This is a genomic window from Curvibacter sp. Hmag1.1 (assembly GCF_059769165.1).
Map to the genome: position 1 here is coordinate 2,154,220 of NZ_JBMBGX010000002.1, position 21,359 is coordinate 2,175,578.

General features: G+C 60.5%; 20 protein-coding genes. 9 read left to right on the forward strand and 11 right to left on the reverse strand.

Going from position 1 to position 21,359, the window contains the following annotated elements:
- Positions 1–25 precede the first annotated feature (25 nt).
- Positions 26–319, reverse strand: a complete 294-nt coding sequence (locus ACOAP0_RS10850) for a DUF2834 domain-containing protein (RefSeq protein WP_498376411.1) — start codon at positions 317–319, stop codon at positions 26–28.
- A 127-nt stretch (positions 320–446) separates the two neighbouring features.
- Between ACOAP0_RS10850 and ACOAP0_RS10855 the strand changes: the two genes are divergently transcribed.
- Positions 447–1,286: a helix-turn-helix transcriptional regulator gene (locus ACOAP0_RS10855; RefSeq protein ID WP_498376412.1), complete on the forward strand. Its 840-nt coding sequence runs from the start codon at positions 447–449 to the stop codon at positions 1,284–1,286.
- Positions 1,287–1,353: 67 nt separating this feature from the next.
- Here the strand turns inward: ACOAP0_RS10855 and ACOAP0_RS10860 are convergent, their stop codons facing one another.
- The 5 genes from ACOAP0_RS10860 to ACOAP0_RS10880 all read right to left on the reverse strand — a co-directional run bounded on the left by ACOAP0_RS10860 (position 1,354) and on the right by ACOAP0_RS10880 (position 8,539).
- On the reverse strand, positions 1,354–1,734 hold the full coding sequence (locus ACOAP0_RS10860; RefSeq protein ID WP_498376413.1) for a VOC family protein: 381 nt from the start codon (positions 1,732–1,734) through the stop codon (positions 1,354–1,356).
- A 22-nt stretch (positions 1,735–1,756) separates the two neighbouring features.
- Positions 1,757–3,160 carry a DUF2130 domain-containing protein gene (locus tag ACOAP0_RS10865; protein ID WP_498376414.1) on the reverse strand — a complete coding sequence of 468 codons (1,404 nt, stop codon included), beginning with the start codon at positions 3,158–3,160 and terminating at the stop codon, positions 1,757–1,759.
- 46 nt (positions 3,161–3,206) lie between these two features.
- Positions 3,207–5,192, reverse strand: coding sequence for a hypothetical protein (locus tag ACOAP0_RS10870; RefSeq protein ID WP_498376415.1), 1,986 nt, complete (start codon positions 5,190–5,192; stop codon positions 3,207–3,209).
- A gap of 119 nt (positions 5,193–5,311) precedes the next feature.
- The gene (locus ACOAP0_RS10875; protein WP_498376416.1) at positions 5,312–6,643 is read right to left on the reverse strand and encodes a DnaB-like helicase C-terminal domain-containing protein; all 1,332 of its coding nucleotides are present in this window, start codon (positions 6,641–6,643) and stop codon (positions 5,312–5,314) included.
- 87 nt (positions 6,644–6,730) lie between these two features.
- On the reverse strand, positions 6,731–8,539 hold the full coding sequence (locus ACOAP0_RS10880) for a DEAD/DEAH box helicase (RefSeq protein WP_498376417.1): 1,809 nt from the start codon (positions 8,537–8,539) through the stop codon (positions 6,731–6,733).
- Positions 8,540–8,790: 251 nt separating this feature from the next.
- On the opposite strand from ACOAP0_RS10880, the gene ACOAP0_RS10885 reads away from it, so the two are divergent.
- From ACOAP0_RS10885 to nagA, 3 genes are read left to right on the forward strand one after another with little or no spacing between them, the layout of a single operon-like run.
- Positions 8,791–10,599, forward strand: a complete 1,809-nt coding sequence (locus ACOAP0_RS10885) for a sensor domain-containing diguanylate cyclase (RefSeq protein ID WP_498376418.1) — start codon at positions 8,791–8,793, stop codon at positions 10,597–10,599.
- 57 nt (positions 10,600–10,656) lie between these two features.
- Entirely contained in the window at positions 10,657–11,385 is a 729-nt protein-coding gene (locus ACOAP0_RS10890; protein ID WP_498376419.1) for a GntR family transcriptional regulator, read from the forward strand.
- On the forward strand, positions 11,382–12,512 hold the full coding sequence (nagA, locus tag ACOAP0_RS10895) for an N-acetylglucosamine-6-phosphate deacetylase (RefSeq protein WP_498376420.1): 1,131 nt from the start codon (positions 11,382–11,384) through the stop codon (positions 12,510–12,512). The genes ACOAP0_RS10890 and nagA overlap by 4 nt, the downstream gene beginning before the upstream one ends.
- Positions 12,513–12,530: 18 nt before the next feature.
- Here nagA and ACOAP0_RS10900 read toward each other — a convergent pair whose 3' ends face one another.
- A complete protein-coding gene (locus ACOAP0_RS10900) occupies positions 12,531–12,722 on the reverse strand; it encodes a CsbD family protein (protein WP_442873335.1) in 192 nt (63 codons plus the stop codon).
- Positions 12,723–13,083: 361 nt separating this feature from the next.
- On the opposite strand from ACOAP0_RS10900, the gene ACOAP0_RS10905 reads away from it, so the two are divergent.
- Together ACOAP0_RS10905 and rbp are read left to right on the forward strand one after the other, a co-directional pair.
- The gene (locus ACOAP0_RS10905; protein ID WP_232459831.1) at positions 13,084–13,323 is read left to right on the forward strand and encodes a hypothetical protein; all 240 of its coding nucleotides are present in this window, start codon (positions 13,084–13,086) and stop codon (positions 13,321–13,323) included.
- Positions 13,324–13,437: 114 nt separating this feature from the next.
- Complete coding sequence (gene rbp, locus ACOAP0_RS10910; protein WP_498376421.1) at positions 13,438–13,734, forward strand: RNA-binding regulator; 297 nt, start codon at positions 13,438–13,440, stop codon at positions 13,732–13,734.
- A 61-nt stretch (positions 13,735–13,795) separates the two neighbouring features.
- Here rbp and ACOAP0_RS10915 read toward each other — a convergent pair whose 3' ends face one another.
- From ACOAP0_RS10915 to ACOAP0_RS10930, 4 genes are all read right to left on the reverse strand, one after another.
- Positions 13,796–14,380: a hypothetical protein gene (locus ACOAP0_RS10915; RefSeq protein WP_498376422.1), complete on the reverse strand. Its 585-nt coding sequence runs from the start codon at positions 14,378–14,380 to the stop codon at positions 13,796–13,798.
- A 109-nt stretch (positions 14,381–14,489) separates the two neighbouring features.
- Positions 14,490–15,965, reverse strand: a complete 1,476-nt coding sequence (locus ACOAP0_RS10920) for an ATP-binding protein (protein WP_498376423.1) — start codon at positions 15,963–15,965, stop codon at positions 14,490–14,492.
- Entirely contained in the window at positions 15,952–16,671 is a 720-nt protein-coding gene (locus tag ACOAP0_RS10925) for a response regulator (RefSeq protein ID WP_498376424.1), read from the reverse strand. The genes ACOAP0_RS10920 and ACOAP0_RS10925 overlap by 14 nt, the downstream gene beginning before the upstream one ends.
- Positions 16,672–16,687: 16 nt before the next feature.
- Positions 16,688–17,950, reverse strand: a complete 1,263-nt coding sequence (locus tag ACOAP0_RS10930) for an ABC transporter substrate-binding protein (protein WP_498376425.1) — start codon at positions 17,948–17,950, stop codon at positions 16,688–16,690.
- 269 nt (positions 17,951–18,219) lie between these two features.
- Between ACOAP0_RS10930 and ACOAP0_RS10935 the strand changes: the two genes are divergently transcribed.
- The 3 genes from ACOAP0_RS10935 to ACOAP0_RS10945 all read left to right on the forward strand — a co-directional run bounded on the left by ACOAP0_RS10935 (position 18,220) and on the right by ACOAP0_RS10945 (position 21,356).
- The gene (locus tag ACOAP0_RS10935) at positions 18,220–19,467 is read left to right on the forward strand and encodes an ABC transporter substrate-binding protein (protein ID WP_498376426.1); all 1,248 of its coding nucleotides are present in this window, start codon (positions 18,220–18,222) and stop codon (positions 19,465–19,467) included.
- Positions 19,468–19,578: 111 nt separating this feature from the next.
- Positions 19,579–20,493, forward strand: coding sequence for a carbohydrate ABC transporter permease (locus tag ACOAP0_RS10940; protein ID WP_498376427.1), 915 nt, complete (start codon positions 19,579–19,581; stop codon positions 20,491–20,493).
- 8 nt (positions 20,494–20,501) lie between these two features.
- Positions 20,502–21,356 carry a carbohydrate ABC transporter permease gene (locus tag ACOAP0_RS10945; protein WP_498376428.1) on the forward strand — a complete coding sequence of 285 codons (855 nt, stop codon included), beginning with the start codon at positions 20,502–20,504 and terminating at the stop codon, positions 21,354–21,356.
- The last annotated feature ends 3 nt before the right edge of the window (positions 21,357–21,359 follow it).

Consider the following 21,359-nt stretch of genomic DNA (forward strand, 5'->3'; position numbering starts at 1 on the left):
GTGCTCTTGCATCTGCCGGGATAGCTCACTCCACCACCCGCTTCTTGGCGGTGATGAAATACAGCAGTGGCCCGAACGAACCCACCGCCAGGCTGAACACTGCCCAAGGCACAAACGGCCGGCCGTTGGCTTGCGCATCGCGACGCATGAACACCAGCAGCAGGCACATGGTGATCACCAGGTCGGCAAATATCTGCCAGCTGGCCGGGTCGCGGGTGTAAAACGCCAGCCATGCCAACAGCCCGCCGTAGTGCAGCAGCGTGTAGCCGGTCAGGGCACCAAAAACAACGAGTACGAAGATCAACAAAGCCTTGTTCATGAGATTTCCTTGTGAGTTGTGGCGCCAGCAAACAGCGCTGACGGGGCCAAGTTTGCGCAGTGCCCTGCATGCGCGCAATTACGTCGCAGGTAATTGCGAAAGCGCAGCGCTGTGATTCAATGCCCGCATGGAAACCAGCACCATCCACCCGCATAACGCCCAGCCCGACAGCCTGCAAGCCACCTTGCAAACCGCGCGCAAGTCCAAGCGCCTGAGCCAGCTGGAACTGGCCTTGCGCATGGGCGTGAGCCAGCGGCATGTGAGCTTTGTGGAAAGCGGCCGCGCCCAGCCCAGCCGCGAGCTGCTGCTGAACTGGCTGCACGAGTTACAAGCCCCGCTTGCGCTACGCAACGTGGCCCTGCAACAGGCCGGCTTTGCCCCGGTCTACCGCGGTAGCGAGCTGGCTGACGCCGTGCTCGCCCCGGTGCGCGACGCACTGGCCCAGCTGCTGCAAGCGCACGACCCCATGCCCGCCATGGTGATGGACGCTGCCTGGAACGTGCTGCACATGAACCGCGGCGCCCAATGGCTGGCCACCACCCTCATGCCCTGGGTGGCCGACCTGCCCCCCGGCGCGCCGGTAAACATGATCGACGCCATGCTGCACCCCGAAGGCATGACCAGGCACATCACTAACCTCGAAGAAGTGGCCCCCGCCCTGCTGGCCCACATGCGCGACGACGCCAGCGTGGTGCCTGAGATATTGCCCCGCGTCGAGCAGCTGGCGCAGCAAATGCAGCAGCGCCTGGGCAAGCGGGTGCTGGCAGCCTGGCCGCGCCAAATGGCGCCGGTGCTCACCACCCGCTTTGCCACGCGGCACGGCGAGCTGGCTTTCTTCAGCATGTTTTCCACCTTCGGCACCCCGCAAGACATCACGCTGGCATCTCTGCGGGTGGAGCATGTGTTCCCGGCGGACGAGGCTACCCGGGCGGTGTTGACCGCGCAACTAAGCCAAATGGGCAGCTAGCGCCCGTGGAATTTGCGCAGGCAGCTACTAAATACGTAGCAAAACCCGTGGCGAACTTGTGCCGTACTCAGGCCATGGGCGTGCACAGCTCCACCAAAAAGCCGTTGATGTCGGCCAAATAGGCAATCGTCTGGCCCCAGGGCATCACCTCCAGCGGGCGCATGGGCGTGGCCCCGGCGGCTATGGCGCGCTCCAGCGCAGCGGCCACATCGGGCGTGCACAGCGCAATCTCAAAGCAGGGCGCCGTGGGGCTGGCCGCCTGCGGGTTCTTGCCCAGCTGCTGCATCAGGCTGTGGGCTGAAAACGCCAGCGTCGTGCTGCCCGTCTCCAGCTCGCCATAGTCGCCACTCTCATGCAGAAAGCGCGTGGTCAGCCCGAAGGCCGCCTCGTAGAACTTGAGCGTGGCGGGTACGTCGGGGACGTAGAGGATGGTGTAGCCGAGTTGCATGGGGGCTCCGGGAAAGGGTGTCTTAACTATCTTTCAACTCCGCAAACTTGGCTGCCATGGTGGGGTTGCCGCGTGTGAGCTTTTTGATCGTCAGGTCGTCGGCCTTGTCGTTGGCCAGGCGCAGGTTGTTGGCGGACTTGTGCAGCGCTTCCTTGGTTTTCTCCAGGTCCTTGATGGCTTCGTCAATGCGTTTGACGGCTTCTTCAAAGCCCTCCGAGGCCAGGCGCCAGTTGCGGCCAAACGCCGTCTTGAACTCGTCCAGCTGAGTCTCGAACTTGGTGATGTCGACATTCTGTGAGCGCACTAGTGCCAGCTCGGACTTGTATTTCATCGAGTTCAAAGCCGCATTGCGCAGTAGCGTGATCAGGGGCACAAAAAACTGCGGCCGCACCACATACATCTTGGGGTAACGGTGCGACACATCCACGATGCCGCTGTTGTACAGCTCGCTCTCCGGCTCCAGCAGGGACACCAGCACCGCGTATTCGCACGCCTTCTCGGTGCGGTCTTTGTCCAGCTCTTTCAGAAAGTCTTCGTTCCGCTTTTTGGTGGCGGTTTCGTCGCTCTCGTTCTTCATCTCGAACATGATGGAAACGATCTCGTTGCCCGACTCGTCCATGTCGCGAAAAATGTAGTCGCCCTTGCTGCCGGTGCGGGCGTCGTTGTCTTTTTCAAAATGCGCCCGCTGAAACGCCGCCGCACGAATGCGGTTGAACTCAATTTCGCAGTGCTGCTCCAGGGTCTCGCCCACCATCTTGGTGGATAGCCGCGCCTTCATGTTCCGCAGGCGCTCAATCTCGCCTTCACGGTCGCGCAGCTGCAAGGCAAATTGCTCTTTGATGGCTTTCTCTTCGAGCTGGTTTTTGACGGTGATGAGGCTCAGGTCATTTTTGAGCCCATCACGTTCTCTAGCGACCACCCCCACGGCTTCATTCACAGCCAACTGGCGCGCCGTGTCGCTGGCCGCCAGCTTGGCTTGCAGCGCCTGAATCTCGGCGTCCTTTTTGGCGGCAACTGCTTGCAGCTCTTGCGCCAGCTTGGCCTCGGCCAACTGGGCTGCGGCTTGCTGCGCGTTGCGGGCCTTTTCCAATTCGTTCTTCAACTCGCTGGCCAGCGCATCGCGTTCTTTGCTTACTGTGCCCAAGGCCTCTGTGACGGCCAGCTTGCGCGCCACCTCGCCCGCGTCCAGCTGGGCTTTGAGCGCCTGAATCTCCGTGTCTTTGGTCGCCGCAGCCTTTTGCAGCGCATTGGTCACTTCCGCCTTGGCCAGGGCAATCGCGCTCTGCTTTTCCCGCTCGGCCAGTTCCAGGCGCTCGTGCAAAGCTTGCTCAAACTCGCCATCGCGCACCTGCTTGAGGATGTCGGCATACCCCGCCTCGTCGATCTTGAAGGCTTTGCTGCAGTGGGGGCAGATGATTTCGTGCATGAGGAAGGGGGCCATTTATTTTTGGTTGTGAGGCGGCGACGAGCACTCAAAAGAGCTCATCTCGATTCGCGATCGATGGTATGCATTCGTATGCCGTGTAAATTGCACACCAATCCTCTTCGCAGACCGCCGGTATGGATATCTCTCTCTTTGTCACGCCATTGATAAATACTTCAAATTGCGGAGGTGCACGAAAGAATGACTCTGCACTTTCTGCAGCTTCAGCAATGTTGGCGTAGAGAACACGCTTTCTGACGGAATGAAAGGACCCATTTGCAAGGCGTTCAGCAATATCAATAATTTCACCAGTGAAAAACACACTAAGAATGTGTTCGTCAATAACAGGGACGTCCGCCACGGCCATGCCAGAATGAATTGCATCGTTCATTATCACGACCGGGAGAATCCTGAAGTCATTTGGTAGTTCGATGCCCAATTCTTTCAGCCGCAATTGAAACGCCGTGCGGTGGGTTGAGATTGCAAGGGATTTACGTTGTATTTGCGCAGTTGCATTGATAACAATCTCTCGATGTCTGGCGTATTGTTTTGCTTCAGTCGGGGTGACTGAGCACTTAGCCTCGCCAAGAATAACGAGATCACCCACTATTACGACTAAGTCGATCTCCTCCTCCCGGAAATCAGGTGGCCGAAACTTAAGACCAGTGTTCAAAACCTTTGCTTCTTTTAGCAACGGTGACCGAATGATTTCTCGTTGAATTCGCGCCCGCAGTTCACGTTCAAACGCAAGGCCGCGCGAACCTAAATCGAGGTTGAGTTGCCGGAGCCAAACATCAACAACCCGTCTCAAATTTGGATGAGATGTCACAGCGAAGATCGGCGCTAGCACATTGTCACCAACAGGTACGAGCGGCTGTGCCCAAAGCTCTTGACCCTCGGTTCCCTTAAAGGTCAAAAATTCCAAGAATGCACTTGCTCGTGGATAGGTAGTGCTAAGACTATCGACGATAGCGCGTGTTAAAGCATCTCTTTGTAAAACGGGGGCATGTCTTGGAAGCCAAGAGTTTGGGTTGTCACTGTCTGCGCTGAATGATGCATTCTCAAGTTGAGTTCTCAAAGTATTGGCACACAGAACGACCACAGCCCATGCACGAAGTAGCTCGTTAATTGTTCCGTTTGCAAGTGTAAGAATGGGTTCATTTAGGAGATCTTTATAGAACGGTTCACATGCATAGGCGAACATTGAAGCAAGGTGTGCACCTTCTGCCGTAGGTTCGTTTAGTGGGGTTAATCTGATTACCTGTTTACGCCCGATTTTTTCAATTTTTTGAATGTCGCGAAAACCTAAGCGACCGGCCATCCCAATCTGAGACTCCATTTTTTCTGAGATTGCGAAAAATTGGAGATTGAGATTGTCTTGCCTTGCACGACTGGCTGCGCGCAACCTTAACCAAAAATGATCAGCGGGTGAGTAGGTCGTCTGACCTTTGTCTTCTGTGGGACAAAACTCATTCCAAATGCAGTCGTCCCATAGCTCTTCCATTGAGAAGTAGGCCTGTCCCAAATTGAAGTCCACATTAAAACTATCCCAATCCAGCGCTGAGAACTTTGGACTTCCCGAAAGTGATGGAGCCTTCCCCAAAATCACTTTGATAGGAATTTGAACCGCGTCAACTGTAGATTGAATGATCTCATCCGGGCTGAAGCTATCGCCAGACATTAGCGGAAGTCTGACTGCACTCAGATCGCATGTTAGAACCCGAGTGTTGGATTGCGCAGCAACCTGAAGTGCAGCGCGGGTTCGCCGAGCTACGGCTAAAAAATTGTGATTGACGATTGCAACGAAAGCACGAAGTTTTGTAGGAGCGTTTATGTCTTCACGAACTGTGGCGGTAAGTGATGCGCGAATGCTTTTGGACTTAGCCAGTACCTTTAGTCCAGTCTTGTATAAATCAGTATCAGCTTCATCACTTCCCAACTTATCGAAAGCCTTGTTCCAATTATTGACGTTGAAATTTCGGCGCAGCGGGCTAATCACTTCATCCTTTTGCACGGCTTCAATAAATTGCCCCAAGATAGTTCCTTCAGAATGTTTAACGAATGCAGGCGATTCAGGTTTGCGAGTGCAACATGCATCCGTCATCCATCAAACGCTCTGCCATTTGCTGACGCTCACCGCCAAAAGATGTTGCGTTAGCTCCAGGATTGGCTGTGCACGGTATCGCCGTTGGATCGCGGAGTATCTTCAAGCGCGCCGCACGCTGGATCTAGGCTTAACTGAACGGTTCCTGTGATTCCACCTATTTTTTGTTTAGCGACTATGATCTCTAGGGCATCAAGATCTGTGGCGGAAGTGCTTTCGGAGCGGCGATGGGTAAAAAGCACTAAGTCTGAAAAACGATCCAAGCGATCAAGGTCCTGCAGTATTGGTCGCTTATCTGCTCTTGATTTCACCAATTCCGAAACGTCAGATACCAGCATTACTGGCGATCCAATTTCTCGTGCTAGTACCTTCATTCGCCGGGAAATACTTAGGTAATCAGTTGGGCCGTCAGTCGACTCCTCTATGCATTCAATTGAATCGACTATCACTAAACCCAAGGCGCCATGCATAGTGAGACGCTTTCTGCATTCCATTTCGATGTCGTCATACGTGATCACACTCAAGTCGTTGATAACTATTGGAGAGTTAGCCAGTCGTTCAACAGCCTCAGCGTAACGAGGCCACTCTTCATCTGTGAGCCTAGCAGTCCGGAGGCCGTGAGCAGAGATCTTGCTGATTACGCCCAGAATTCGATTTGTAGTGTGGACCGCAGAATCATTTGGGGTAAATATCAGTACTGGCAAGCCCTCATCGCAAGCAACGTACCTAGCGATGTTCAAAGCAAACGCAGTTTTGCCGCTGTTGGTCGAACCCGCAACGACCACTAAAGACCCAACCTGAAGGCCGGATGTAATTAAATCAAGATCAGTGAAGCCGGTGGGGATGCCAGTGATCGGGCTGGCCCCAGCATCTGAAAGTGACTGCACGTTATCCAATACTTTTACGATCAGGCTATTGATGTCGTGGCTTCGGCTTTTTTCTTGCGGCGGAATTGAGATCGGAGCAGTATTGCTTTGATCACCAAAGACTCTCTGGATCACCCTAACAACCTCAGGTAAGCCCTTTGAGGTAGGCACTGCGAGTTTGTCTGCTAGCGGAGGTGAAAAGTTTGTTACTTGTTCGCGCGTTACGTTATGCCACACGGGCAATATGACTTTTTCGCGGCCATCCTCTCTCGCAACTAGTCCGTCAAGTTCCTTTTGTGGCCATTCTTTTCGTAGAAAGTCTGGACTTAGTATTACCAGGCCGTATTTGGATTTGGTCAGGCCATGGTCAATTGATCTGCGCAAGCTATCCCCAAGCTTGATTTCGGTTTCGTCTAACCAAACACGCAAACCGCTATCACGCAGGAGTTGCGCCAGCGGACGCACAACTGAATCCTTATCTTCGCTCGCGTGACTGATGAATAGATCGAATTCCATTGGTGACATTTTTAGATGTTGGGTTTGGCAATCAATTTTCGGACCACGCGACGACTGTCCGCGAGGTGATTTTAGGAACTGGTCATCTCAACAGATACGTTGCCCTAAACCCCCGCCCATGCCTACAGCCATCACCAACCTCTGCGTAGCCCTAGTTGCCGCCACATAAAACACCCGCGCCGCTTCCTTTTCGTCCTCCCCGGGCGCAGGCATATGCCCCACGCCGGGTAACGCCACCACGGGGAATTCCAAGCCTTTGCTGACCTTCATGGTCATGACCTTGATCTTGTTGCTGGTGGGGTCAAAGTGGCCGGGGCTGATGCGGTTCTCTACCGGCAGCTTGCGCTGCGCCAATGTGCGGGCGCACAGGTCGCGCGTTTTGGTGTCTGCGCACAGCACGGCCATGTCGCCCCACGCAAAGCCTTCTTGGTGGGCTTGGGCAAGGTGTTCGGCAATGGCTTCTGCTTCTGCCTGCAGGGTGGGCAGTTTGATGATTAGGGGCTCCTGCCCCTCGCGCCCGCAGCTCACGGGTTTGAGCAGGGGGATGCCGTCGTCGTCTTTGTCGTCCGCGGTCAGCAGGTCGGCCGCCACCAGGCTGGCGGTCTGCAATATCTGGCGGGTGTTGCGGTAGTTGATCTTCAGGATGGTGGTGCGCCCCTGCGCCTGGATGCCCACGCTCTTGAAGCTGAACTGTTTGCTGCGCGCGCGCTCGTAAATGCTTTGCGCGTCGTCGTACAGCACCAGCAGGCTGTTGGTGGTGGGGTCCACCATTTGGGTCACGAGCTTGAGCCACTCGGGCGCAAAGTCGTGGCCCTCGTCGATCATCACCGCTTGGTATTGGCCGCTGGGGATTTGATTGCGGTCCACGGCGCGGATCACGCTCTCCACCATCTCGTCAAACATGCGTGGGCCTTGCGCGGGCAGCGTTTGCCCGTAGGCCACCAACTGCTCGCGGCACCATTTATGAAAATGACGCACATGCACTTTGCCGCCCAAGCCTTTGGCCTGCATGACGCTGTGCAGCTTCACGCCCAGCGGTTCGTTAAAGCAGAGAATCAAGATGGGTTTGCTATTGGCGGTGCTTGCCTGGGCCAAATACTCGGCGCGGTAGCCCAGGATCATGGTTTTGCCCGAGCCCGCCACGCCGTGAATCACGCGGTGACCTTCGCCCAGGCTGCGGGCCAGCTGCTCTTGCTGCAGGTCCATCACCCGCATGATGTCGGGCAGCTCGGCCTCGGCATCGTTGTCATCAAACAAGTCGCCGCTGGTTTGCACCCGCACCTGCGGGAACATGATCCAGCGCACGCGGTCGATCTGGGGCAGGCTGAGCGTGCCGCGCATGCCGTAGGGGAACATGTCCCACAAGCGGCTTTGCAGGTCTTCGGCGTCCACACTCTCCAACATTTCGTCTTTGCAGAGCACGCGGTGCGGTTCTATGGCGTGATGCAGCTCTGCGGCTTCAAACTGCTTGCGGGTGATTTCGGTCAACACGACGCCATAGCTCCACGGGAAAGCCACTTTGCCCGCGTGCGCGCCTTCGGTTTGAATGAGCTGCTTGTCCCGTTGCAGGGCGGTCACCACCGTTTGGGCGTATTGGCGGGCTTGCTCCAGCGGGTTGGCCACGGTTTTGGGGATGCCGTCGGGGATGATTTCCCAGGTCTGCTTGTCGGCCTGTTGGATGGTGCTGAGCTTCCAGTCTTTCACTTCCAGCACCAAGATGCCGCGCCGCGGGTGCAGCACACAAAAGTCGGGGTGGGTATTGCGCGGGCCCATGGGCACGTCGTACCAGAGCAGGTAGTCGTCATCCAGCTTTTGCTCCAGCCGCTCGGCCACCCTGCGTTCACCACTGGTCATGCGCGAAACGCACGCGCTAATTGCCGGAATCAATGTCGCCATGAAAGACCTGCCACCCTGAATGCTTTTTTGTTGGCCGCCATCATGCCCGCTTAAAAGCACAAATTCCAGTATCTGAATTTGCGAATTTCACTATTCTGCTGCGGTTCCGGCCTCGGCGAGCCTAGGGTTTAAGACCGCACCCGCCTTAAGTCGAATCCGCTACCATGCAATAAACGCCACCAAAATACGAGCCAAAAATGCCTCTGGCGCCCATCAGACATGCGCAAGCAGCTATCAAAATCATAGTGAATATGGTTTTGCTCCTGCCGCTGTGGGTGTCCGCGCAGGCGGTGCCGGTGCAGGCGGTGGGTGCGGGTGCCCTGGACGTGAGCCCCGCGCTGGCTGTTCTGGAGGATGTCGATGGCAGCCTCACCCTGCCGGAGGTGCTGGCCGCAGACCGCGCGGGCCGCATGGTGCCGCGGGCCGGTGCGTCCCAAGGCTTGTCGCTGGGTTTTACCCGCTCGGCTTTCTGGCTGCGGCTGGAGGTGCGCAACCCCGGCGCCGCCGTGGCGCACCAGCTTCTGGAGGTGAGCAACGCGCGCATTTCCCATGTTTCTTTCTTTGTGCCTGATGACGCGGGCCGCTACACCGAGACGCGCACCGGCGGCGACCTGCCATTTGCCACCCGCGCGGTGGCACACCGGCATCTGGTGTTCCCGCTGCAGGTGGCGCCGCAGGCTACGCAGGTGGTGTACCTGCGGGTGCAGTCCACCATCGGGCTGATCGTGCCGGTGCAGCTGTGGGCCCGGCCGGACCTTGATGAGCACACCCACACCGACTACATGCTCCACGCCTGGTACTACGGCATGGCCACAGCCATGCTGGTGTTCAACCTGATGTTGTGGGTGGCTCTGCGTGACCGCATTTATGGCTACTACGTGGTGTTTGTGGGCGCTACTGCGTTGATGCTGGCCTCCAAGGCCGGGCTGGCTTCGCAGTACTTTTGGCCCGGGGCGCTGGTGTGGAGCAACTTTTCGTATTACACGGCCGCGTCTGTAGGCGCGGCGGCGTTTTGCCTGTTTACCCGCCGCATGCTGGACACCGCCACCGTGCTGCCCCGTGTGCACCGCGCATTGCAGGCGCTGGCGGCGGTGCACCTGCTGGCACCGCTGGTGTATTGGTTTGCCATAACGCCGGTAGCGCGCTACGCCACGCTGCTGTTTTTGTTGACTGTGCTGGCCGTGACTGCAGTGGGCGCGTGGTGTGCCTTTTTGCGCATGCGCAGCGGGTACTACTTTTTGGGGGCCTTTGGCATGTTGGCGGTGGGTAGCCTGGTGACTACCGCGCGCAGCTTCGGCTGGCTGCCGACCAACGCCTTCACCGTGAACGGCTTTCAGCTGGGCTCCAACCTCGAGATGCTGCTGCTGGCCTTTGCGCTGGCCGACCGCTTTAACCAGATGCGCCGCGAAAAGCACATGGCGCAGCGCGAGTTGGTGTCCACCCAGCAGCAACTGGTGGAGACGCTGCGTGCCTCTGAGCAGGAGCTGGCCCAGCGGGTCGAAGAGCGCACTCGCCAGCTGCAAGTGGCCAACGAGCGGCTGGAGGCGCTGAGCATGGTGGACGGCCTGACCGGCATTGCCAACCGCCGCCACTTTGACCAGGTGCTGCACAAAGAGTGGACGCGGCTGGAGCGCGCCGGCCAGCCCTTGGCGCTGGTGATGCTGGATGTGGACTGGTTCAAGCGCTACAACGATCACTTCGGTCACCAGGCCGGCGACGAGTGCCTGCGCGCCGTGGCTCAAGCCATCAGCGGCGTGAGCCGCGCCAGCGACCTGGTGGCGCGCTACGGCGGCGAGGAGTTTGTGATCATCGCCCCCGGCACCGACGGCCCGCAGGCCCTGCAAATGGCCCAGCGCGCATGCGATGCGGTGCGCGCCTTGGGCATGCCCCACCCGTTGGCGTATGAAGCGGTTGTTACCGTGAGCTGCGGTGTGGCAGTCACCGTGCCCGGCCCTGACGACAGCCTCGAAAACCTGCTGGGCCAAGCGGACGACGCGCTTTACGAAGCCAAGGCCCAGGGCCGCAACCGCGTGGTGCTGGCCGAGCCCTTGGGTGGGTAACTGGTATTAAAGTGGTTATACAATCAAGACCACTTCATTCCAGCCTCTCCCCGCCACGTGCCTGCCGCCTCCACCAGTCCTGAAGACACCTCTCCGCTGTACCTGCAGCTAGGGCGCCAGCTGGCGGCGGACATTCGCGCGGGTACCTTCCGGGTAGACCAGGCGCTGCCCTCGGAGCGGGTGCTGTGCGAGTCGCTGGGTGTGTCGCGCATCACGGCGCGCAAGGCGATCGACGTGCTGGTGGAGCAGGGCCTGGTGGTGCGCCGTCATGGCTCGGGCAACTTCATTGCGCCGCGCATTGAGCAGCCCACCAGCAAGCTCGCCAGTTTTTCTGAGGAGCTCCGCCAGCGCGGCTATGTGCCGGCCAGCCAGTGGATCACCCGCGAAACCGGCGTGGCCACCGTGCCCGAGCGCGAGGCGCTGGGCCTGCCGCGCGGTGCCAAGGTCGCGCGCCTGCTGCGCTTGCGCCTGGCCGATGGCGTGCCCATGGCCTACGAGCACAGCGCGCTACCCCTGAGCGTGCTGCCCCGCCCGCAGGAGCTGGACGGCTCGCTGTACCTGCACCTCGCCCGCAGTGGCGCCGCGCCCGTGCGCGCGGTGCAGCACCTGCGCGCTATCAATGCCACGGCCGACATGGCCAGCCATTTGCAGGTCCCCGAAGGCGCCGCGCTCTTGTGGGTGAGCCGCGTGGCCCACAGTGCAGATGGCACGGCCATCGAATTCACCCAAACTTATTGCCGCAGCGACTACTACGCCTTTGTGGCCGAACTCCGGAGCACGCCATGACGGCACTCACTTCTCTGCAAGGCCACATCCTCACCCCCACCGGCTTTGTGCACGGCAGCCTGCACATGGGCACCGATGGCCGCATTGCCGGCATCACCGGCGAGCCGGTGAGCGAGGCCCAAGTGCGTGAGCGCAGTGCGCCCATCGTGCTGCCCGGCTTCATCGATTTGCATGTGCATGGCGGTGCGGGGCACGACATCATGGAAGGCGGCGACGCAGCCTGGCACGTGGCGCGCCTGCACGCGCAGCACGGCACCACATCGCTGCTTGCCACCACCATGACCGCGCCACAAGCGGACCTGGATGCCGCCTTTGCCGCACTCGCACCCTTGTGCACCGCGCCTGCGCCAAATGCTGCCCGCGTTCTGGGTGTGCACCTGGAGGGGCCGTACATCAGCGAGGCGCGCTTGGGCGCGCAGCCGCCGTTTGCGCGGCCCGCGAGTTTTGACGAAATCCACCGCCTGCATGCGCTCGCGCCCATCCGCCTGATTACGCTGGCGCCCGAGGTGGGCGGCAACGAGGCGCTGATTGCCCAGCTGGTGGCCGAGGGCTTCAAGGTGCAGCTGGGCCACACCACCGGCAGTTACGAGCAGGGCGTGGCCGCGCTGCGCTGCGGGGCCACGGGCTTTACCCATTTGTTCAACGCCATGTCGGCCCTGCACCACCGCGAGCCCGGCATGGTGGGGGCGGCGCTGGCCCATGCCGAATTTGCAGAAGTCATTCCCGACCTGCTGCATGTGCACCCCGGCGCCATCCACGCGGCGCTGCGCGCCATCCCCAAGCTGTATTGCGTGACCGACTCCACCTCGGCCGCCGGCATGCCCGATGGCGACTACAAGCTCGGCCGCCACACAGTCACCAAGTGCATGGGCGGTGTGCGCCTGGCCGATGGCACGCTGGCCGGCTCGGTGCTCAGCATGGACCAGGCGTTGCGCAACCTCGTCAACACACTGGGCCTGAGCCTGGCGGACGCCAGCAGCCGGGTGTCCACCTTCGCGGCCGACCACATGGGCTTATCCGACCGCGGGCGTTTGCAGACTGGCGCCTGGGCTGATGCGGTGGTGCTCGACCGCGACTTGCAGGTGCAAGCCGTTTGGATCGAGGGGCGCAGCGTGCTACAAAAGTAGGAGCTGCTCGCGCAGCTGCTACGAGCGCTTGAGGGCTTTGGACACACTTTCCTTGGCATCGCCCACCGAGGCGCGCACCGCGCCCATGTTTTTCTGCACATTGCCTTTGACTTCCATGGACTTGTTGCCCAGGGCTTTGCCGACGACCTCTTTGACCTTGCCTTTGGCTTCCTGTGTGCGTCCCTTGATCTGGTCTTTGTTGATACCCATGAGTAGCTCCTGAAAAGGTGAGCCGGCTCGTCACCGGCATGCAACGGGGGCTGCATGTTTGCCACAGTAGGCCGGTGCCAACAGTGCGTCGGTGCGCAGGCGCACCCGGGTTAAAAACAGTCTTTTATATTCAGGGGTAATAAAGGTGTTGACTTTTATTTGCGTATGGATATAATTCAACGCAGGAACACGGTGCTACCCCGACACACCCCGTTCCACGGAGCCGCCAAGAGAAGTCTTTTGCCGTCGGCATCCGGCCTATTCGACACCTGTCGACCGCGTTGATCTGCAGAGCAGCAGCCAACCGAATCTCTTTTTGCTCAAGCCGGCCTGATAACGTGGCCCGCACCTCTCCCTTTTCATGAATCAGAATTTCGAATCCGCTATCCCCATGGGCAACTACATTGTTTCGCCCGCAACGCAAGAAACCAGCAACGGTCTGTACCGTGCCTCCATCGCCGTTCAGCGCAGCCAGAGCAAGGGCGCTTACTGCCGGGTCTTCAACTTCGACTGCGAGTTTGTCTCCCGCGAAGCTGCCCGCGTGTACGCCATTACCCAAGGCTGGTTAGAAACCGGCAGCGCCAATGCGCAAACCTGCTGAAGCAGGCCGGACGCACCAAGCAACCGACATCACCCCATTCCGCCGCCCGCAAAGGCTGCAAACCCGCGCACCCCAGCCACCCGGGCTGACAGCGCACTCACTGAAAGGCTCACCATGAGCAGCAAAATTTACGTGGGCAACCTGCCCTACTCCGTCACTGACGACAGCCTGCAGAGCAACTTCTCCGAATTCGGCGAAGTCACCTCCGCCAAGGTCATGATGGACCGCGACACCGGCCGTTCCAAGGGCTTCGCCTTTGTGGAAATGAGCACTCCCGCATTTGCCCAAGCCGCCATTGACGGTTTGAACGGCCAATCCGTGGATGGCCGCTCCATCGTGGTCAACCTGGCCCGTCCGCGTGAAGACCGCGGCGGCTCGGATGGCTACCGTGGTGGCCGTAGCAGCTACTAAGCGCTAATCGCCCACAAAAAAGCCGGCTCTGGTAGCCGGCTTTTTTGCGTCTGGCGACGAGTTACATCTTGCCGAACTTGGCCTTGGCCGCTGCCATGCAGGTGTCCTTCGCGGTGGAGGCCAGTGCATCGCACTTCTCTTCTGCCACCTTGAGTTCAGCGGCGCGCTTGTCGGCGGCCGCGTCGGTGCGGACTTCCTTGTTGTCGGTTTTGGCGTCCGAGTTGGTTTGGCCGGTCTTCATTTGCACGGTGGCATCAGCCTTGGCGGTAGTGCGCGCGGCCTTGGCCTCTTTCACACAAACATCCTTGGGGTTGCCCGACAGGTCATCGCACTTTTGCTTGGCCACGTCATAGGTGGCCTCTGCCTGTTCGTTGCGCACTTTGTATTGCGTTTTGAGCGTGGGCTTGTAGGTGTTGTCCAGCTCGGCCAGGGCTACCGACTCTTTGCCTTTGGCTTCGGCAACACAGATGTCACGCGCATTGCCGGACTGGGAGTTGCAGGCCTTTTTGGCGGTGCTGTATTCGTTCTTGATGCGCGTCTTGCTCGCGTTGAATTCGGTGGGGGCCATCTGCGCCATCGCAGTGCCGGCAAACAGCAAGCAGCTTGTCATGGCGACGCGGGTCAACAGGGTGTGGGTGGTTTTCATGGGGAGTCCTTAAAGTGAAAACAGTGGCAGGCCATGCAGGCCTGAGAGTCGTCACAGTAAGGGGGAAGGGGCGGCCGGTCTGTTCGTTGGTGGACATACCGGCGCGAGGCTAGTCGGCCGGCAGTGCCGCCAGCAGCACCGTCACCACCAGCCCGCCCTCGGCATGGTTGTGCAAGCGGATCTCGCCACCGTGGGCCTGGATGATGTTGCGCGCAATGCCCAGGCCCAAACCGGTGCCGGTGCGGTTTTGTTGCTGGCCGTGGCTCAGGCGCACATGCGGCTCAAACGCGGCTGACATGCTGGCCTGCGCTATGCCGGGCCCGAAGTCGCGCACCTCCACCAGCGCGCGGCTGCCTTGCAGGCTCAGGCGCACTTGCACCCGCTCGCCATAGAGCACCGCGTTGTCCAGCAGGTTGCTCAGGGCGCGCTCCAGCGCCAGAGGTTTGCCAAGCACGCTCACCGGCTCTGCCGTGCATTCGATGGTGGCGTCGGGGTGAATGGGGCGTTGCGCCAGGCGGGCGAGCAGGGTGTCCAGCCGCACAGGGGTGAGGTTCTCGTGAATGTCGGTGTCTTTCACGCTTTGCAGCGCGGCTTTGACCATGACATCGAGGTCGTCCAGGTCTTCATGGAACTCGGCGCGCAGGGTGTCGTCGTCCAGCAGTTCGGTGCGCAATTTGAGCCGCATGATGGGCGTTTTGAGTCCGTGCGAAATGCCGAGGAACAAGCGCTCCCGGTCCACCAGGTAGCCCTGAATACGGGCCTGCATTTCGTTGAAGGCGCGGGCGGTGCGGCGCAGTTCGGCGGTGCCGGTTTCCGGCACGCTCTCAGGCGCGGTGTCGCTACCAAACGCATTGGCGGCCGAGGCAATTTTGTTCAGCGGGCGTATCAGCCCGCGCACCAGCAGCACGCTGATCACCAGTGCGGTCAGCAGTGTCACCAGCTGCAAGGCCACGCGGTCCCATGTGAGAGGGTTGGCGTTCTCCAGAAAGTAGGGGTCGGGCATGGTGGTGGCCAGGTACAACCAGCGCCCGGGCTCGAACTCGGCCTGGATGACCAGCACCGGTGCGGGGCGCGGGCGCAGCAGCAGGGTGGCTTCCACCCACGAGTCCGGCAGGTCGCGCACCATGCGCCCGTCGTCAGACACCTGCAGCGACTCGGGCCAGGCAAAGGCCACGCTGGGGGCTTGGGTGTTGCCCGCCAGGTTGCGGGTGAGGTCGCCCTGCATGGCTTCCACCACGGCGTCCACCAGGCCGTTGCCCTCCACCGGTTGCACCGGCACACGCGCTTTGTTCACGTTGATGAAAAAGCGGGTGCCGCCCATGGTGCGCAGCTGCTCAATCAGGATGGGGCGGAACTGCGGCGGCAGGTCGCGGAAAAAGCGGATGGAGCCTGCCGCATTCAGTGCAATCGCGTGGCCGGCACTCAGGGCCTCGGCCCGCGCGCTCTCGCGCAACTGCCGTGCCCACAGCAAGGTACCCACCAGCTGCGCGCTGATGACGCCCAGCGCCATGACCACCACGATGCGGCCCAGCAGGCTGTCGGGCAGGTAGCGCCGCGTCCAGCGGCGGCGCTCAGGGTTCGGCATGGGCGCTCACGTCCGCCGAGAACACATAGCCGCTGCCGCGCACGGTTTTGATCAACACCGGCTGCTTGCCATCGTCATGTAGGCGTTGGCGCAGGCGGCTCACCTGCACATCGAGTGAGCGGTCCAAAGGCCCGAGGTCGCGGCCGCGGGTTTGCTCCATCAGGCGGGCGCGGTCCAGAGTCTCGCCCGCATGTTCGGCAAAAAAGCGCAGCAGGTTGAAGTCCATGCTGGTGAGCACCACCGGCTGGCCTTGCGGGTCGGTAAGCACACGCTCCACCATGTCCATGCTGAAGCCGGCGAACTTCAAAAACCGCACCGGCGCACCGGGTGCACCCAGTTGCATGCGGCGGTGGATGGCCTTGATGCGGGCCAGCAGCTCGCGCGGGTTGTAGGGCTTGGCGATGTAGTCGTCCGCCCCCAGCTCCAGCCCGACGATGCGGTCCGTGTCGTCCGCGCTGGCAGTCAACATGATGATGGGCACCGGCGACTGACTGCGCACGCTGCGGCACAGGGTGAATCCATCGGTGTCGGGCAGCATCACATCCAGGATGACCAGGCTGAGCTCGTCCTTGAAGCGCTCGAACTCGGCATTGAAACTGGCGCCGTCGTGGGCCACGCGCACTTCGTACTGGTGCTTCTCCAGGTACGTCTTGAGCAGGTTGCGGGTCTTTTGGTCGTCGTCAACGACAAGCAGGGTGCGGGTCATGGGCTGGTCGTGCGGGTTAGCGTTCAGCGCTCGGTGCGCGGATCACGGAGGCCAGGCGGCGCTGGGCCTCCTGGGTTTCCATGCGGGGGTCGGTCAGGTAGCGCCACAGGGTCTGGGCCACGGCGTCTTTGATGGCTTCATCGGCCGCCATGCGGTGGGCCAGGCTGGGCACGCGCGCATTGCGCGGGCTGGCAAAGGTTTCCCAGGAGTCGCGGGCGCAGCCGTCGAGTGCCGCGGGGTCCATATCGCGGCGCACCGGCACCGCGCCTTTGAAGCGGTTGTAGGCCAGCTGCGCAGGAATGCCGGTGACCACCTCAGCCATCTTTTCCTGGGCGGCTTCGCGCGGGCGGGCACTGACCAGCATCGCCAGCGTATCGATGCTGTAGAGGTGCATGTTCTCGGTGCCGGGCACTACGGCACAGCCAAAGTCGCGCACCGGGCTGGCACCCCAGGCCATGAGCTCGCCCTTGGCCCAGTCGCCCATGATCATCATGCCGGCGTTGTCAGCCATGAGCTCGCGGGTGCTCTCGGTCCAGGGGCGTTCCACAGGGGCGTCGGTGGCCAAGGCGCGCAGCCAGCGCAGTCGTTGCAGAGCGCGCTCAACGCGGACGTCCATCCATGCGCTGCTCTTGCGCTGCACGATGAGCTCGCGGTAGAGCGCAGGGCCTGCGTCGCCGAGCAGCACCGTCTCAAACACCGTGGCAATCTGCCAGGGCTCGTCGCTCCAGGCCAGCGGCCGTATGCCTTTGGCTTGCAGCTTGCGGGCCGTCATTTCAAACTCGGCCCAAGTGCGGGGTGGTGTGAGGCCCAGCCTGCCGAACACCTTGCGGTTGTAGAGCAAGGTGTTGATGCGGTGTATGCCCAGCGGTGCGGCAATCACATCGCCTTTGTAGGTGACGAGTTCAAGCACGGTAGGGAACAACACCTGCGACCAGCGCTGGCGCTGCGCCACCGCATTGAGCGGCATGACCAGGCCGATGTCGGCCCAGTCGGTGAGGGTGGTGCCAATCAGCTGCGCCACATCCGGCGGGTCGCCCATGAGCACCCGGCTCTTGAGCACCTTGACTGCGGCCATGCCCCCGCCGCCGGGGATGGCAGCGTCTTTCCACTGCACGCCGGCCTGCGCCAGTTGAAGGGCGAGCTGGTCAGCGGCTTTGCGTTCGCTGGCCGAGGTCCACCAGTGCAGCACGTCCATGGGCACGCCCATTTGTTGGGCCTGCGCGGTGTGCAGACATACACAACAGAGCAGCAGGGCAGCGAGGCGGGCGAAACCTTTCATTTCCTGTCGATTTGTAATGTTGTGTATGACTGCCTGTCCGCACCCCCTCCAGCGGCCTCTGCAGAGGCCGCGCGGTAGGTAATAAAGCGTAATGCGCAGGTGCGGTACATGGCGGAAAAACTGAATGAAATCAACGACTTATCTTTGTAATCGGGCCCGCCTGATGCGGTTTGATATTACAGGGGTCAAAGCATAACCTCCGCCCCACTGAACGGCTACCGCGATGCACGGAGCTGGCAGTTTCATTCAACCGATGATCAGGAGATTCCATGTCCCATTCCCTTCGCATGGCCGCCGCTGCGGCAGCGCTGGTTTGCAGTAGCTTTGCAGGTGCCGGTACGCTCACCATTGAGAGCTGGCGTGTTGACGACAAAGGTTTGTGGGAAGACGTGCTGCTGCCCGCCTTCTACAAAGCCCACCCCGGCATTACCGTCAAGTTCGCGCCCACTGCACCCCCTGAGTACAACTCTGCCCTGAACGCCCGCCTGACCGCCGGCACCGCAGGTGACCTGGTGACCTGCCGCCCGTTTGACGTGTCCTTGGACCTGTACAAGAAGGGCCATCTGGACAAGCTCAATGGCAACCCAGCCCTGAAAAACTTCCCCGAGTCTGCCCAGGTGGCGTGGCAGACCGATGACGGCAAGGACACCTATTGCGTGCCCATGGCGTCTGTGATCCACGGTTTCTTCTATAACAAAAAGGTGTTTGCCGAGCTGGGCCTGAACCCGCCCGTGACCGAAGCCGACTTCTTCAATGTGCTGGACAAGGTCAAGGCTGCCGGCAAGGTGGCTCCGATTGCCATGGGCACCGCCGACCAGTGGGAAACCCACCAGATCGTGTACACCGGCATCGGCCCGAACTACTGGAAGGGTGAAGAAGGTCGCAAGGCACTGATCGCCGGCAAGAAGAAGTTCACCGACCCCGAATTCGTGAAAACCTGGGACGTGATGGGAAAGTGGTCCAACTACCTGCCCAAGGGCTACCAGGCCCAGACCTATGGCGACTCGCAAAACCTGTTCGGCAGCGGCCGTGCAGCCATCTACCCCGCGGGTTCCTGGGACATCTCCTACTTTGAAGGCAACAGCAAAGTGGAATTCGGCGCCTTCAAGCCGCCCGTGGCCAAGGCCGGTGACCCTTGCTACATCTCGGACCACACCGACATCGCCATGGGCGTGAACAGCAAGAGCAAAAACAAGGCAGACGCCCAGGTGTTCCTGAACTGGCTGGCGAGCAAAGAGTTTGCCGACCTGTACACCAACAAGGTGACCGGCTTCTTCTCGCTCTCCAACCACGCGATTGATGTGAAGAACCCTGTGGCCAAGGAAATGATCGGCTGGCGCAACCAGTGCAAGAGCACCATCCGCCTGAACGCCCAGATCATGAGCCGCGGCACCCCGAGCATGGAAAACGAGTTCTGGAACGTGAACTCCCAGGTCATGAACGGAAAGATGGCGCCCAAGGACGCTGCTGCGCAGATCCAGAACGGCTTTGCCAAGTGGTACGCACCTGCCAAGTAAACCGCAGCTTGTGAGTCAGGAGTGCGAGCCGGTGGCTTGCACTCCTTGCGGCACCCCTCCAGCCGCCGCTCCCCCCGTTCTCCTTTGTCTCTTTGACCAACAAGGTCTCTCATGAAACTCGGCTTTTCCTGGCGGGTGCTGGTGTTTATCGCCCCGGCATTGCTGATCTACGCCACCTTCAGTGCCCTGCCACTGCTGGACACCCTGCGCTTGGGGCTCTACAGCGCGGACGACACCGGCCTGCGCACTTTCACCGGTCTGGCGAACTACAACACCATCCTGAACGACCCGCAGTGGTCGGCCAGCTTCTGGAATGCGATGGGCAACAACCTGAAGTTCTTTGCCATTCACATGCTGGTGCAAAACCCTGTGGGCCTGCTGTTGGCGGCCCTGCTGTCGCTGCGCAATGTGCGCTTTGCCGCCACCTACCGCACCATCTTTTTCCTGCCCACTTTGCTGTCGGTGGTGATCATCGGTTTTGTGTGGCAGCTCATCCTGTCGCCGTTGTGGGGCGTGTCCGAGCGGCTCTTGACGCTGGTGGGATTGGGTGACTGGTTCGCGCCCTGGCTGGGGCTGGAGAGCGCGGCGCTGATCACCGTGTCGCTGATGTCGGTGTGGCAGTACATCGGCGTGCCCATGATGCTGATCTACGCCGCGCTGATTGCGATTCCGGAGGACATCATCGAGGCCGCGGTCGTCGAGGGCGCATCCCCCTGGCGCATCTTCTGGCAGATCCGGCTGCCGCTGATCCTGCCCACGCTGGGGCTGGTGACCATCCTGACCTTCGTGGCCAACTTCAACGCGTTTGACCTGATCTACACGGTCAAGGGCGCGGTGGCGGGCCCCAACTACAGCACCGACATTTTGGGCACGCTGTTCTACCGCACCTTCTTCGGCTACCAGTCGCAAGTGGCCAGTCCGACCATGGGCGCGGCCGTGGCCACCATCATGTTCCTGGTGATTCTGGTGGGCGTGGCGGTGTACTTCCTCGCGGTGCAGCGCAAGCTGCAACGCTTTGCAATGTGAGGCCGCACATGGCAAACGCATCCAATTCCAAATCTCTTCCTTTCGCGCCCAGCCGCGTGTTTGTGCATTTGACCCTCATCAGCTATCTGCTGCTGGCGCTGCTGCCCATCCTGCTGGTGTTCATGAACTCGTTCAAGAGCCGGGACGCCATCTTCAACGACCCGCTGGCCTGGCCCACACCCGAGACGTTTTCGCTCATCGGTTACACCAAAGTGCTGGGCCGCTCCGACGTGCTCATGTACTTCGGCAACAGCTTTATCGTCACGATTGCATCGCTGTTTTTCATCCTGCTGTTCGGGGCCATGGCGGCCTGGGGCTTGTCGGAATACCGCTTCAAGGGCAACCGCTGGCTGAAGTTCTTTTTTGCCTTTGGCATCATGGTGCCTATCCGCCTGGGTACGGTGTCCATCCTCCAGCTGATGGTGGAGCTGAACCTGGTGAACACCCTCACCGCGCTGGTGCTGGTGTACGTGGCGCAGGGCTTGCCGCTGGCCATCATGATCCTGTCGGAGTTCATGGGGCAGGTGCCCGGTGAGCTCAAAGATGCGGCGCGCTGCGACGGCATCGATGAGTTCCGCATCTTCTTTCTGGTGGTGGTGCCGCTGATCCGTCCGGCGATTGCCACGGTGGCGGTGTTCACCATGGTGCCGATCTGGAACGACCTGTGGTTTCCGCTCATTCTTGCGCCGTCTGACAAGACGCAGACCATCACCCTGGGCATCCAGCAGTTCGTGGGGCAGTACGCCACCGACTGGAACGCCGTGCTGGCTTCTCTCTCGCTGGCCATCGTGCCGGTGGTCACCCTCTACGCCCTCTTCTCCCGTCAACTGATCCGCGGCATCACCGCGGGCGCCGTCAAGTAAAGC